This is a genomic window from Micromonospora sp. NBC_01699 (assembly GCF_036250065.1).
GTDB lineage: Bacteria > Actinomycetota > Actinomycetes > Mycobacteriales > Micromonosporaceae > Micromonospora_G.
In genome coordinates this window covers 7,982,968-7,996,829 of the sequence record NZ_CP109199.1, presented here as the reverse complement: position 1 = coordinate 7,996,829, position 13,862 = coordinate 7,982,968, and the positions used below count along the sequence as shown (strand labels likewise).

Sequence of the window (13,862 nt, the reverse complement as noted above, 5' to 3'; positions counted from 1 at the left end):
TGACCCAAACACAGAAAAAGAGTGCCCATCCAAGCCCGGATAAGCACTCTTTCCCTACATCTGCCGCCCCCACCCAGCCCACCCACCCCAGCCGCCGCCCCAGCGCAAGCGAGGTCGCGAGTCGACGAAGTCACCGCATTGGGCGGCGCGAAGCGGAGCGAGCCAGCGACGGCGAAGCCGGCGCCAGCCAGCAGAGCGCCAACTAAACAGAAAAGGTGGGGGGAGGTTCGGTGGCGGGGGGTGGGGGGGTGGCGCGCCAGAGTTTGGTCTTCTGGGCGGTCAGGCGGGCCAGGTAGGCGGGGTTCAGCACCAGGTAGCGCTGCCACAGGCGGCCCGGCTCCAGGCCGAGTCGCCACAGCCACTCCAGTCCGGCCCGCTGCATCCACGGGGGCGGCTTGCGCAGCAGACCGGCGTGGTAGTCGAAGGCGGCACCGACGGCGAGCAGCGGCATGTCCAGCAGCGGGCGCATCGCGTACGCGAAGACCTCCTGGCGGGGGCAGCCGAGCCCGACCAGCACGACCCGGGCGCCCGAGGCGCGGATCCGGTCGGCGATCTCGTTCTCCTCGTTCGGCCGCGCCTGACGGAACTTGGACGGCTCCACGCCGGCGAACTTCAGGGCCGGGAAGAGTTGCTCCAGCGCTGGCACCAGCCGGGCCAGGGTCGCCTCGGTCGAGCCGTACAGGTAGACCGGCAGGCCGGCGTCGGCGGCGCGGGACAGGACGCGCAGCGTCAGCGTCGGACCGTAGACGCGGTCGGTCAGGGCGGCGCCGTGCAGCAGGTTGAGGGCCCAGCGGACGGGCTGGCCGTCCGGCGTGACCACGTCGAACGAGTTCAGCCTGGCGTTGTGCGGCGGGTCCAGTACGCCGGTCATCACCCCGTGTACGGCCAGCGCGGTGAGCGCGAACGGACGGCGCTCCTGTGCGGCGGTGATCACTGCGGTCGCGGCGGCGTCGTAGTCGATCGCGTCCACCAGTACGCCGAGCACGTTCCGTTTACCCTTGGAGATCATCGCGTTCCCTTGCTGCGCCGGGCGGCGCGGTGACCCCCGTGATTGAGCTGACTGGTCGAGCCGTGACACCCACTCATGGCACCCGTGCCGTCATGCCTGCGGTGTCCACTTGTCCACGTTGGCTTCGTAGATCTCCCGCAGGATCATCGGTACGTCGTAGATCTGCTTCCAGTCCGGGTAGTGGGCCTGGAACGACGCGTTGGAACCGATCCACCACTGGTGGTCACCGACCCGGTTCTCGTCCCGGTACTCGGTGATCATCGCCTGGCCGGAGATCTCCTCGGCCAGCGCGAACGCCTCCAGGTGCGAGCAGTTCGAGTGACGCCCACCGCCGAGGTTGTAGACCGCGGCCGAGCGGGGGTTGCGGAAGAACGCCTCGAACGCGCTCACCACGTCGTGGCTGTGGATCGCGTCCCGCACCATCTTGCCCTTGTACCCGAAGATCTTGTACGTCCGGCGTTCCATGTTGCAGCGCATCACGTACGCGAGGAAGCCGTGCAGTTCGGTGGCGGAGTGCGCCGGGCCGGTGAGCGTGCCGCCCCGGAAGCAGGCGGTGCGCATGCCGAAGTAGCGGCCGTACTCCTGCACCATCACGTCGGCGGCGACCTTCGAGGCGCCGAAGACGGAGTGCAGGGTGCCGTCGATCGACATGTCCTCCTTGATCCCGTCCGCGTACGGGTGTTCGGGGTCGATCTCCCAGCGGGTCTCCTGCTCGACCAGCGGCAGGCTGTTCGGCCGGTCGCCGTAGACCTTGTTGGTCGAGCAGTGGATGAACGCCGCCTCGGGCGCGTGCTCACGCACGTTTTGCAGCACGTTGAGCGTGCCGCCGGCGTTGACGTCGAAGTCGGTGAACGGGTCCCGGACGGCCCAGTCGTGCGACGGCTGCGCGGCCGTGTGGATCACCACCGAGATCTCGCGGCCGTATCGGCGGAAGATCTCCGCCAGCGCGTCCCGGTCGCGGATGTCGGCGTCCCGATGGGTGTACGCCCCGCCGAGGTCGCTGGTCAGCCGCAGTACGTTCCACGCGGTGGACGCCTCGGCGCCAAAGAACTGCCGGCGCATGTCGTTGTCGATGCCAACAACGTCGAGACCGAGGCCGGCGAAGTGCCGGACCGCCTCGGAGCCGATCAGACCGCCTGATCCGGTCACCAGCGCGACACTCACACGACACTCCAGGATCCTCGGCGACCGTGAACCACCGGAGCATAACGTGGCGCCGACCCGGGCCGGGCACTCGTGCCCGGAGACGAGTGAAGGGCCCCGCGTGAACGCGAGGCCCTTCAAGTTGGTGGGGAAGGGGGGAGTTGAACCCCCACGCCCTTTCGGGCACACGGACCTGAACCGTGCGCGTCTGCCATTCCGCCACTCCCCCGTGCGCCAAGCCCGGGACAGATCGCTCTGTTCCAAGCCCCGCTCGGGCCCAACCAACTTCAGCTTATCCCAGCCAGTTCTACGACTGACGCCGGGACATATTACGCTGTTCGTACTGCGACCGTGGGCGTTACCGCTTGCGGCGCATGGAACACTAGCACGAGGACTCCGGCCCTCAAGTACGGGTCGGCAGCGGACGGCCGAGCGGCGTGCAAGCCGCGTGTGCGACGGCCGGATACCATCATGTCCTCGGGACCCGAGGAGGAGCCGGTGAGCGTGCTGCAACGCTTCGAGAAGCGTCTGGAAGGCCTGGTCGAGGGGGCCTTCGCAAAGGTGTTCAAGGGGGTCGTCCACCCAGTGGAGATCCTCAACGCGATGCAGCGGGAGGCAGAGGCGCACAAGGCGATCCTGGCTGGTGGGCGCACTCTCGTGCCCAACCGCTACGTGATCGATCTCTCGCCGTACGACCACAGCCGGCTCGCGCCGTACGCCGCCGCGCTGGCCCAGGAGCTGGCCCAGTCGCAGGCCGAGTTCATCGGCGAGCAGGCGTGGACGGTCTACGGCGACGTGATCGTCGAGATCGAGCGCGGCGACGGGCTGGACACCGGCATGTTCCGGGTCACGGCCGAGGTCTACACCGGTGGCGACGTCGCGCCGGTGCAGCAGCAGGCGTACGAGCAGCCCGGTCAGGGCGGCTATCCGCCGTACGAGCAGCAGGGTGGTGGCTACGGCCCGCCGCCCGGCCACGGTGGCGGCCGCAACGTGCGGCTGGTCTCCGGTGACGGGCGCAGCTACCCGTTGCAGATGGGCTCGACCGTGATCGGCCGGGGCGACCAGGCCAACCTGCGGCTGCCCGACGTCGGCATCTCCCGCCGACACGCCCGGCTCGACTTCGACGGCGCCCAGGTGGTGCTCACCGATCTGGGTTCGACCAACGGCACGATGGTCAACGGCCAGCGGGTCTCGGCGGTCGCGCTCAATCCAGGTGACATGGTCCAGCTCGGGACGACCACCCTCACGTTCCGAGTGGACGGCTAAAAACTTGGCGCCCTTCGTCATCACCGTTGCCCGGTTCGGGTTCATCGTCCTGCTCTGGGTCTTCGTCTTCACCGTGGTCGGGGTGATCCGTCGAGACCTCTTCGCCGGCGCCCGGTCCAGTCGTCTGGTCGCGGCGCCACGGGGGATCGGCGCGGTGACCGGACAGGGCAAGCCAGCGAAGGTGAAGCGCGGCAGAGCGGCTCACCAACTCGTCGTCACCGCCGGTCAGCTCGCCGGCACCCGGATCACTCTGGGTGAAGGGCAGATCACCATCGGCCGCGCGGAGGACTCCACCCTGGTGATTACCGACGACTATGCCTCGGCCCGACACGCCCGACTGGTGCCCCGCTCGGGCCAGTGGTTCGTAGAAGACCTCGGCTCGACTAACGGCACGTACCTCGATCGCGCTAAGGTCACCGGACCAACCCCCGTCCCCCTCGGCGTGCCGATCCGGATCGGCCGCACTTCTCTTGAGTTACGGCCATGACTCTGACCCTGCGCTATGCGGCCCACAGCGACCGCGGTCTGATCCGAGACGGAAACCAGGACTCCGTCTACGCCGGTCCGCGGCTACTCGCCGTGGCGGACGGCATGGGCGGCATGGCCGCCGGTGACGTCGCCAGCAACATTGTCATCGGTGCGATGGCGCCGCTCGACGAGGACGTCCCCGGGGATGCTCTGGTCGACGCGCTGCGCTCCGCCGTCGATACCGCCAACCAGCAACTCCGCGACACGGTGGACGCCAACCCGCACCTGGAGGGCATGGGCACCACCCTGACCGCGACGCTGTTCTCGGGCAGCAAGATCGGCATGGTGCACATCGGTGACTCCCGCGCGTACCTGCTGCGCGACGGTGAGTTCGGCCAGATCACCAAGGACGACACCTACGTCCAGATGCTCGTCGACGAGGGCCGGATCACCCTGGAGGAGGCGAGCAGCCACCCGCAGCGGTCGCTGCTCACCCGGGCCCTGGACGGCCGCGACATCGACCCGGAGTACTCCGTCCGGCAGGTGCTGCCGGGCGACCGCTACCTGATCTGTAGCGACGGCCTCTCCGGCGTGGTGAGCGCCGAGACCATCGGGCAGACCCTGCGCGAGTACACCGACCCGCAGCAGTGCGTGGAGCGGCTGGTCCAGCTCGCGCTGCGCGGTGGCGGCCCGGACAACATCACCGTGGTCATCGCCGACGCCACCGACCAGGACATCCTCGAAGCCGCGCCGATCGTGGGCGGTGCCGCCGCACGGGACCGGGGAATGGCCACGTCGGCCGACGACTCGACGCCGGCCGCTCGGGCCTCGGCGCTCACCCCGCCGCGCCCGGCCAGCCCGGAGCCGGTGAACGCCTCGGCGAACGGCGACGACGACTCCGACCGGCCCCGACGCCGACCGCTGCGTACGGCGGTGCAGTTGATCGTCCTGGCCGGCATCCTCGGCGGCGGTCTCTGGGGCGGCTGGACCTACAGCCAGCGACAGTTCTACGTCGGCGCCACGGAGACCGGGCAACTCGCCGTCTTCCGCGGCGTGCCCGGCCAGATCGCCGGGCTGGACCTGTCCAGCGTGCACGCGACCAGCCGGGCCGAGCTCGACGACCTGACCAACGCCGCCCAGGAGCAGGTCAAGCAGGGGATCCAGGCCAAGGACGAGCCGGACGCGGAACGGCTGCTCTCCGAGCTGACCGTCGACCGGCCGGGCAACCCGAACCTGAAGCCGACCTGCCCGCCGAGCCCCTCGCCGTCGAGCGAGGCCCCGAGCCAGACAACGCCGGCCGCACCCCCTGCCGGTACGCCGGCGGTGAACGGCACCCCCGGCGGTCCGTCGTCGCCCGCGGCGGGTTCGGGTATCACCCCGAGCGCGCCGGCGCCGACCGACCCTGCCAGCCCCGACCTGCTCCCGTCCGACACCCTGCCGCCGGCCACCCCCGACCCGGCGGGATGCCGGTCGCCCGAGTGACCGTGAGATCGAACGATCCGAGGGACTCATCGTGACTGCCCCAGCCGGACCGCCGCCAGCGCCCGCAGTCACGGGTGAGATGCCACGCGTCCGGGACACCAAGTCCCGGCGCAACGCCGAGTTGGCGCTGCTCCTGCTGGCTATGGCGCTGGTCGCCGTGTACGCGGCCACCGTCGAGGCGAACCTGCTCGACACGGTCACGATGGACTTCTGGGTGCCGACCGCGGCGCTGACCGCGGTGTTCCTCGGTCTGCACCTGGTCATCCGCTACCTGGCGCCGTACGCCGACCCGGTGCTGGTGCCGGCGGTCGCCCTGATCAACGGGCTGGGTGTGGGCTTCCTGCGCCGGCTCGACCTGGTCGACCCGGACCTGGCGCCGGAGGCACGGGCCGACTTCCCGATCTTCGCGGGCACCGGCGGCCGGCAGCTGGCCTGGACCCTGGGCGCGGTGGTCTTCGCGGCCGTGCTTCTCTTCCTGGTCCGTGACCACCGGGCCATCTCCCGGTACGCGTACACGCTCGGCCTCGCCGGCATCGTGCTGGTGCTGATCCCGGCGGTGCTGCCGAGCCGGTACTCCGAGATCAACGGTGCCAAGCTCTGGATCATGATCGGCGGGTTCTCCATCCAGCCCGGTGAGTTCGCCAAGCTGGCCCTGCTGGTCTTCTTCGCGTACTACCTGGTCCGCAAGCGCGAGGTGCTGTCGCTGGCGAGCCACCGGTTCCTCGGCATCGACTTCCCGCGCGGGCGGGACCTCGGGCCGGTGATCGGGGTCTGGCTGGTCAGCCTGATGGTCCTGATCTTCGAGAAGGACCTCGGCACCTCACTGCTCTACTTCGGCATGTTCGTGGTGACGCTCTACATCGCCACCGAACGGGTCAGTTGGTTGATCATCGGTTTGGTGCTCTTCTTCGGCGGCGCCTTCCTGGCGTACTTCCTGGGCAGCACGGTCGGCGGTCCGTTCGCCAACTTCTACCTGCGCGCCGAGATCTGGCTGCACCCGTTCGACAAACCGTACGACGACGGTTACCAACTCGTGCAGGGGTTACTCGGGCTCGGTACCGGAGGTCTGTTCGGCGCCGGGCCGGGCGGCGGTCAGCCGACCGAGGTGCCCGAGGTGCACAACGACTTCATCTTCGCCGGCATGGGTGAGGAGATCGGCCTGTTCGGGCTGACCGCGCTGCTGGTGATCTATCTGCTGATCGTGGAACGCGGGCTGCGGGCCGCGCTCGCCGTACGCGACTCGTTCGGCAAGCTGCTCGCCGGTGGTCTCGCCTTCACCCTCGGGTTGCAGGTCTTCGTCATCGTCGGCGGGATCAGCAAACTGATCCCGCTCACCGGCCAGACCACCCCGTTCCTCTCCGCCGGTGGATCGTCGCTGATGGCGAACTGGCTGCTGGTGGCGTTGCTGTTGCGGATCTCCGACGCGGCCCGGCGGCCGGTGGACGGTTCCACGCCCGGACGTCCGGCGGGCGGGTCCGGGACACCACCGGCCCAGCTGCACGGTGCCCCAACGGAGGTGATTCGCCCGTGAACGCGCCACTGCGTCGGGTCGGTGTGGTCGTGATGGTCCTGTTCGGCCTGCTCTTCGTGAATCTGAACTGGGTCCAGGGCTACAAGGCCGACGAATACCGCACCAGCGACTACAACGGTCGGGTCCAGGTCGCCCAGTACGACCGCAAGCGCGGCAACATCGAGGCCGGCGGCACCGCCCTGGCCAGCAGCAAGGAGACCAGCGGCAAGCTGAAGTTCCTCCGCTCGTACGTCGACGGGCCGATGTACGCCCACGTGCTCGGCTACCAGCCGGTCAACATCGGGCCGACGGGCATCGAGCGGAGCGAGAACGACTTCCTGAACGGCACCAGCGACCAGCTCTTCGGCGACCGGGTCCGGGACCTCTTCACCGGTGACCAGACGGCCGGCGGCAACGTGCTACTGAGCCTGTCCCGTCGGGCCCAGCAGACCGCGTTCGACGAGATGTCGAAGAACAGGGTCGACGCGGTCAAGGGCGCGGCCGTGGCGATCAACCCGACCACCGGGGCGATCCAGGCCCTGGTCTCCATGCCGAGCTTCGATCCCAACACGCTCGCCACGCACGAGACCAAGGCGGCGAGCGAGGCGTACAAGAAGCTGGAGAACGACCCGAACGGGCCGCTGCGCAACCGCGCGCTCTCCGAGACCCAGCCGCCCGGCTCGACCTTCAAGGTGATCGACGCCGCCGCCGCGCTGGAGGCCGGCTACAAGAAGGACACCAGGATCCCGGCCGGCTCCAGCTACACCGCGCCGACCTCGGGCACGGAGATCCGCAACGCCGCGCCGAGCATCTGCCCGGAGGCGGAGGTCACCCTGATCGACGCGCTCACCGAGTCGTGCAACACGGGCTTCGCGCGGCTCGGCGTACAACTCGGTGCGGACAAGGTCAAGGAAACCGCGCGGAACTTCGGCTTCGAGGACGAGGACCTGACCGTCGGCCGGCTCGACGAGGGCGGGATGGCCACTGCGGCCAGCCGTACCGGAGACATCCAGAACCCGGACGGCGGGGACGACCCGGCGGCCCTGGCGCAGTCGGCGATCGGCCAGAACAACGTCCGGATGACCCCGCTGGAAGGCGCGATGATCGCAGCCACGGTGGCGAACAACGGCAAGCAGATGCGGCCGTACCTGGTGCAGCAGTTGCTCGGGCCGGACCGGACCACCGACTACTACACCGCGGACCCGCGCGAACTGCGCCAGTCGGTCAGCCCGCAGGTCGCCAGCGACCTGCGGGACATGATGTTCAGCGTGGTCACCAACGGCACCGGTAACCAGGCCAAGATCAGCGGCTACCAGGTGGGTGGCAAGACCGGTACCGCCCAGTCCGACGCGAGCACGCAGGACCACGGCTGGTTCATCGGCTTCGTGATGAAGGACGGCAAGCCGATCTCCGCGGTGGCGGTGCTGCTGGAGGCGGCCGGCAGCGGCGGCAGTTCCGAGGCGGCCCGGATCGCTGGCAAGATCATGCAAGCGGTCATCCAGGACGGGGGAGGCAAGTAATGCTCAGCCCCGGCGTTCTGCTCGGCAACCGCTACCGCCTGGACGAGCGGATCGCCGGTGGCGGCATGGGTGACGTCTGGCGCGGTACGGACGAGGTGCTCGGCCGTACGGTCGCGGTGAAGATCCTGCTGCCGGCGCTGCTCGACGAGCCCGGCTTCGCCGAGCGGTTCCGGGGCGAGGCCCGGACGATGGCGACGATCAACCACCCCGGCGTGGTGGACGTTTACGACTACGGCAGCGACCAGCAGATCGCCTTCCTGGTGATGGAGTACGTCGAGGGCGACGCGCTCTCCACCACCCTGGGTCGGGTCGGCCGGCTCACCCCGGCGCGCACCATGGCGCTGGTGGCGCAGGCCGCCGACGCGTTGCACGCGGCGCACGAGAAGGGCATCGTGCACCGCGACGTCAAGCCGGGCAACCTGCTGGTACGGCCGAACGGCACGCTGGTGCTCACCGACTTCGGCATCGCCCGTTCCGCGCTCGTCGGCCAGCTCACCGCGGCCGGCTCGGTGCTCGGCACCGCCTCCTACATCTCGCCGGAGCAGGCGACCGGGTCCACCGCGTCGCCCGCCTCGGACGTCTACGCCCTCGGTGTGGTCGCCTACCAGTGCCTCTCCGGCCGGCGACCGTTCGAGGGGGAGAACCCGCTCGACATCGCCATGCAGCACGTACGGGACGCTCCCCGGCCGCTGCCGGCGGACATTCCGCCGGCCGTACGGGCGATTGTCGAGCGGTCGATGGCCAAGGATCCGGCGGCCCGGTGGCCCACAGCGGCCACGCTGGCCGCGGTCGCCCGGCAGGCCGCGACCCCGGCGCCGCCGATGCGCCCGCCGGTACACCCCGCGCCGGCGCAGCCCAACCGGGCCGCCGTGCACCCGTCGCCGCCGGCCCCGGCACAGCCGGGTCGGCCGGCCGGCTATCCCGGTTCGGTGCCGCCGGGTTCACCGGTTGCCGGCCCGGTCTCCGGAGCGCCGCCGATGGGGCCGGGCGCGACCAGGGTGGGCCCCGCCTACCCGCCGGCAGCGGCCGCCCCGGTCCCGAACCGGCCCGGCTCGCCGGCCGCCCCGCCGCAGCCGGCGGGATACCACCGGGGAGCGGCCTCGGTGCCGACTCCCCGACCACGGCAGGAGCTCAGTTACGCTCCGCCACCGGCGGCGGTGGCGTCCCGCCCCCCGTCGCCGGCCAACCGGTCGTTGGTGGTGGCGCTCGCGGTGGTGCTCGGGCTCATAGTCCTGATCTGCTCCGGCGTGATTTCCTACTCCCTGACGAAGGGCAACAAACAGGATTCCGGCGGCAACTACGGCTTGCGGACAGTGACGTCTAGCTTGCAGAGAGTCAACGAAGGCGACGTTTCGCAATATGCGTCGTACCGTCGGATAGAGCGGTACGGGTACGGCGCCCGGATGACCCAGATGAGCGAAGGACGACAGACGCGATGACTGCGCAGGCCCGCCTGCTGGGTGGCAGGTACCAGGTCGGCGAGCTGCTCGGCTACGGCGGCATGGCCGAGGTGCACCGGGGGCGCGACCTCCGGCTCGGCCGGGACGTCGCGATCAAGATGCTGCGTACGGACCTGGCTCGGGACGCCACCTTCCAGATGCGCTTCCGCCGGGAGGCGCAGAACGCCGCGTCCCTCAACCACCCGGCCATCGTCGCCGTCTACGACACCGGCGAGGAAATCGCCCCGACCGGCGAGACGCTGCCGTTCATCGTCATGGAGTTCGTCAACGGGCGCACCCTCAAGGAGGTGCTCGCCGCCGAGGGGCGGCTGATGCCCCGGCGCGCCCTGGAGCTCTCCGCCGACATCTGCGCCGCGCTGGAGTTCAGCCACCGGCACGGCATCATCCACCGGGACATCAAACCCGGCAACGTGATGCTCACCCTCAACGGCCAGGTCAAGGTCATGGACTTCGGCATCGCGCGGGCCCTGGCCAGCGGTGCCACCACGATGACACAGACCAGCGCCGTCATCGGAACCGCCCAGTACCTCTCGCCCGAGCAGGCCCGCGGCGAGCCGGTGGACGCCCGGTCGGACGTCTACGCGGCCGGCTGCGTGATCTTCGAACTGCTCTGCGGACACCCCCCGTTCGTCGGCGACAGCCCGGTCAGCGTGGCGTACCAGCACGTACGGGAGGACCCGCCGGCGCCGAGCGACATCAACCGGGACGTCACCCCGCCGATCGACGCGATAGTGCTCAAGGCGCTGTCCAAGAACCCGCTCAACCGTTACCAGAGTGCCGGCGAGATGCGCGCCGACCTGCTCCGGGCGGCGGCCGGTCGACCGGTCATGGCCACCCCGGTGCTGCGCGACGACGAGACCAGCGCCCTACCGCCGGCCGGCGTCAGCCGCCCCGGTGGCGGCGGAACCCGACCGGCGCCGGCCCGGGTCGGCGACCCGCGTAGCCGCCGTGCCTCGGCCTGGGTGCTCGCCACCCTCAGCGGGCTCGGCGTACTCGCGGTGATCGCACTGGTGGCCGGTCTGCTGATCTACCAAAACGGCAAGTCGAACACGATCGAAGTGCAGGCGGTGGTCGGGCAGTCCGAGGCGGTCGCCGTCGCCGCACTTCAGAAGCAGGGATTCAGGCCCACCCTCGGTGATCGGGAGTTCAACGACACCTGCGTCAAGGACACCGTCGTCTCGCAGGATCCGGGCGCGGGGCAGGCGGTCCAGCCGAACACCGCGGTCACCCTGCGTCTGTGCGGGGGACCGGAGTCGGTGAAGGTGCCGGCGAACCAGGTCGGCAACCCGTACGAGAACGTCGCCGCGGCGTTGAAGGCGGCCGGGTTGGAGCCCGTACGCAAGGACGTGCTGAGCGACAAGCAAGAGGGCACCGTGCTCAAGCTCACGCCCGGCTCGGACGCGTCGGTTCCGAAGGGCTCGAAGGTCACCGTCGAGGTCGCCACCGGCAACCTCAAGACCGTCCCGTACGTGGTCGGCGAGTCCCGCGACGACGCCGAGAACACGCTGGACAACCTCGGGTTCGACGTGCGGATCGTGTTCGGCTCGAAGGTCGACCCGCAGGACGCCGGACGGGTGGAGAAGCAGAGCATCGGCCAGGGTCAGAAGCGGGCCCCCGGCACCGAGATCGTGCTCACCGTGACCCAGGCACGGGAACAGCCGCCCACGAATCCGACCACCCCGACACCCACTCCGACGCCGACCGGTGGCACTGGCGCGGGCGGCGGCACGCCGGTCATCCCCAACCCGATCCCGAGCGTGCGGCCGACCAGGAGCGGCATCCGCTAGCACGGCGGCGGTTCGCTCCGCCGTCGAAAGAAGGGGTACGGCCGCCGCCGGGTCACGCCCGGAGAGACGCGGCCGTGGCTAGACGGTGACGAAGGCCGAGCGGCGGCGGGCGTCGACCTCGGCGGCGAGCGCGGGGGCCAGGTCGAGTGCCTCCGGGTGGCCGCAGGCGGCCAGCCAGTTGGCCAGCATCAGGTGACCGCCCTCGGTCAGCACCGACTCGGGGTGGAACTGCACCCCCTCGATCGGCAGCGTTCGGTGCCGCATCGCCATCACTACGCCGGACTCGGTCCAGCCGGTCACCTCGATCTCGTCGGGCAGCGTCTCCGGCAGGACGGCCAGCGAGTGGTACCTGGTGGCGGTGAACGGGTCGGGCAGGCCGGCCAACACCCCCACCGACTTGTGCTGCACCTGGGAGGTCTTGCCGTGCAGCAGCTCGGGGGCGCGGGTCACGGTGGCCCCGAAGGCGACACCGATGGCCTGGTGGCCCAGGCAGACACCGAAGATCGGTAGGACACCCACGTACTCGCGAACCACGTCGAGGCAGATGCCGGCGCGTTCGGGCGTACCCGGTCCCGGTGAGAGCAGCACCCCGGCGACGCCGAGCCGGCCGATCTCGGCGAGCTCGATCTCGTCGTTGCGGCGTACCTCGCAGTCGACTCCGAGCTGGCCCAGGTACTGGACCAGATTGAAGACGAAGGAGTCGTAGTTGTCGATCACCAGGACGCGCATCGGGTTACCTGTTCGGGCTGGGGGGCGGGGTGTTGTTCGCATCGGTGTCGTACGGCACCGAGTGGTCGCCGCCGGTCGCCGGGTCGCCGCCGACGCCGGCGTCCTCGCCGGAGTCGACCCCGTCGGGGCCGCCGCCGTCCTGGGTCACCTGTACGTCGTCGAACGGCAGCAGCGGCTCGGCCCAGGGAAACACCACGTACCAGAGCAGAGCCACCGTCGCCGCAGTGAGCGCGACCGAGCCGACCAGCTTGCCGACCAGGCCAAATGGTAGTCGTCGCCAGATCCAGGCGTACACGGCTCAGCCCTTCAGCTCGTCCGGTTGCCCGGCCGACTTCGGTTGGGTACGGGCCAACTCGGCGTGCACGATCAGGCGCTGGTAGTTGTCGAACTTCGGATTGCAGGTGGTCAGCGTGAGCATCGCCTTGGTCGCCTTGGCCTTGGGCTTACCCGGTACGGCCGCGACCACCTCGACCTGGGTCGGCTTGACGATGATGTTGTCGGTGACCTTGTAGACGTACCAGTCGGTCTTTGACTCGACCACTATCACGTCGCCGTCTTTCAACTCGTCCAGCCGCCAGAAGGTGGCCTTGTTGCGGTGGCCGGCGACCGAGAAGTTGCCTACCCGACCGGGCAGGGCGGTGTTCGGGTAGTGGCCGGGCGCGTACCGGATGTCCTTCTGGGTGACGCCCTCGACCACGACCCAGCTCTTGTCGAGCTTCGGGATGTAGAGCGAGGCCATCGGCTTTCCACCGGGTGGCGCCTTGGGCGGGGCGACTCCGGGTCCCTGGGTCGGGCCGACGGTCGGGTCCGGTGCGGGCTCGTCCGCCCAGGCCTGCTCAAGTTCCTGGCTCAGGTCGCTCTGGTGGGCGTTGACGATGACCGACTTGCCCCAGATCTCGTACCCGGCGAAGAGCAGGATGACCAGGCCGAATGTGATCATGAGTTCGCCGCTGAACCGGAGCCCGGTGCGGATCCGCGAGCCGATGGTCGGTCGGGTCAACTCCGAGTAGACGCTCTTGTAGCCCTCGTCCGTACGCTCCGGGCGAAGTTTCACCACCCGCTCACCCCGTCGTGATCTGGAATCGGCCCCGGCCTTGTCGTCCGGGCCGTCCCGGTCCGTGTCCGGGCGCTGGTCGCCGTCGGTCGGCTCCCGCTTCGTCCGTCCCCCGCCGCTCACGATCGGCAGCAGGGTCGTGACGTGCGCCTCCGGCTTCGACTTCGGTTTCGGTTTCCGAGGGGTTACCGCCGGCAGCAGGGTCGTCGCCGACGGATCCCCGGCCGGCACCGCCGAAATGATCATCGTTGAGTTGTCCGGCCGCGGTGGGGTGGCCGGGGGCCGTCTCGGCGGCGAGGCGGGCAGTGGTGGCCGGATCGCGGGCGTGCTCGGTCCGGCTCCGGTGGCCGCCGTGGTCGCTGCCGTCGGCTGCCACTCCGCGCCCAGGGCCGCCCACTCGGCCGCTCCGGGGATCTGCTGGGTACGGTCAGCCG

At 69.9% G+C, this 13,862-nt stretch carries 11 protein-coding genes, 1 tRNA gene and 1 pseudogene; 7 read left to right on the top strand and 6 right to left on the bottom strand.

Annotated elements, in window-relative coordinates; all coding sequences use genetic code 11:
- Window positions 1–202: 202 nt before the first annotated feature.
- The 3 genes from OG792_RS33230 to OG792_RS33220 form a co-directional block, all read right to left on the bottom strand.
- Complete coding sequence (locus tag OG792_RS33230) at window positions 203–1,009, bottom strand: WecB/TagA/CpsF family glycosyltransferase (protein WP_329105660.1); 807 nt, start codon at window positions 1,007–1,009, stop codon at window positions 203–205.
- Window positions 1,010–1,099: 90 nt separating this feature from the next.
- The gene (locus OG792_RS33225) at window positions 1,100–2,173 is read right to left on the bottom strand and encodes an NAD-dependent epimerase/dehydratase family protein (protein WP_329105658.1); all 1,074 of its coding nucleotides are present in this window, start codon (window positions 2,171–2,173) and stop codon (window positions 1,100–1,102) included.
- Window positions 2,174–2,295: 122 nt separating this feature from the next.
- Window positions 2,296–2,381 (bottom strand) — tRNA-Leu (locus tag OG792_RS33220).
- A 242-nt stretch (window positions 2,382–2,623) separates the two neighbouring features.
- Between OG792_RS33220 and OG792_RS33215 the strand changes: the two genes are divergently transcribed.
- From OG792_RS33215 to pknB, 7 genes are all read left to right on the top strand, one after another.
- A complete protein-coding gene (locus OG792_RS33215) occupies window positions 2,624–3,418 on the top strand; it encodes a DUF3662 and FHA domain-containing protein (protein ID WP_329105656.1) in 795 nt (264 codons plus the stop codon).
- 4 nt (window positions 3,419–3,422) lie between these two features.
- On the top strand, window positions 3,423–3,905 hold the full coding sequence (locus tag OG792_RS33210) for an FHA domain-containing protein FhaB/FipA (protein WP_329105654.1): 483 nt from the start codon (window positions 3,423–3,425) through the stop codon (window positions 3,903–3,905).
- A complete protein-coding gene (locus tag OG792_RS33205) occupies window positions 3,902–5,368 on the top strand; it encodes a PP2C family protein-serine/threonine phosphatase (protein ID WP_329105652.1) in 1,467 nt (488 codons plus the stop codon). Before OG792_RS33210 ends, OG792_RS33205 begins: the two co-directional genes overlap by 4 nt.
- Before the next feature lie 79 nt (window positions 5,369–5,447).
- The gene (locus OG792_RS33200) at window positions 5,448–6,899 is read left to right on the top strand and encodes an FtsW/RodA/SpoVE family cell cycle protein (protein WP_329105650.1); all 1,452 of its coding nucleotides are present in this window, start codon (window positions 5,448–5,450) and stop codon (window positions 6,897–6,899) included.
- On the top strand, window positions 6,896–8,398 hold the full coding sequence (locus tag OG792_RS33195; protein ID WP_329105648.1) for a peptidoglycan D,D-transpeptidase FtsI family protein: 1,503 nt from the start codon (window positions 6,896–6,898) through the stop codon (window positions 8,396–8,398). The genes OG792_RS33200 and OG792_RS33195 overlap by 4 nt, the downstream gene beginning before the upstream one ends.
- Window positions 8,398–9,837 (top strand): serine/threonine-protein kinase, encoded by a 1,440-nt coding sequence (locus OG792_RS33190; protein ID WP_329105646.1) that lies wholly within the window; start codon window positions 8,398–8,400, stop codon window positions 9,835–9,837. Before OG792_RS33195 ends, OG792_RS33190 begins: the two co-directional genes overlap by 1 nt.
- On the top strand, window positions 9,834–11,645 hold the full coding sequence (gene pknB / locus OG792_RS33185) for a Stk1 family PASTA domain-containing Ser/Thr kinase (RefSeq protein ID WP_329105645.1): 1,812 nt from the start codon (window positions 9,834–9,836) through the stop codon (window positions 11,643–11,645). The genes OG792_RS33190 and pknB overlap by 4 nt, the downstream gene beginning before the upstream one ends.
- A 78-nt stretch (window positions 11,646–11,723) precedes the next feature.
- Here pknB and OG792_RS33180 read toward each other — a convergent pair whose 3' ends face one another.
- From OG792_RS33180 to OG792_RS33170, 3 genes and pseudogenes are all read right to left on the bottom strand, one after another.
- Complete coding sequence (locus OG792_RS33180) at window positions 11,724–12,374, bottom strand: aminodeoxychorismate/anthranilate synthase component II (protein WP_329105643.1); 651 nt, start codon at window positions 12,372–12,374, stop codon at window positions 11,724–11,726.
- A gap of 4 nt (window positions 12,375–12,378) precedes the next feature.
- Entirely contained in the window at window positions 12,379–12,669 is a 291-nt protein-coding gene (locus OG792_RS33175) for a hypothetical protein (protein WP_329105641.1), read from the bottom strand.
- A 3-nt stretch (window positions 12,670–12,672) separates the two neighbouring features.
- Window positions 12,673–13,695, bottom strand: a pseudogene (locus tag OG792_RS33170) (class E sortase); the annotation flags it as partial.
- Between the last annotated feature and the right edge of the window lie 167 nt (window positions 13,696–13,862).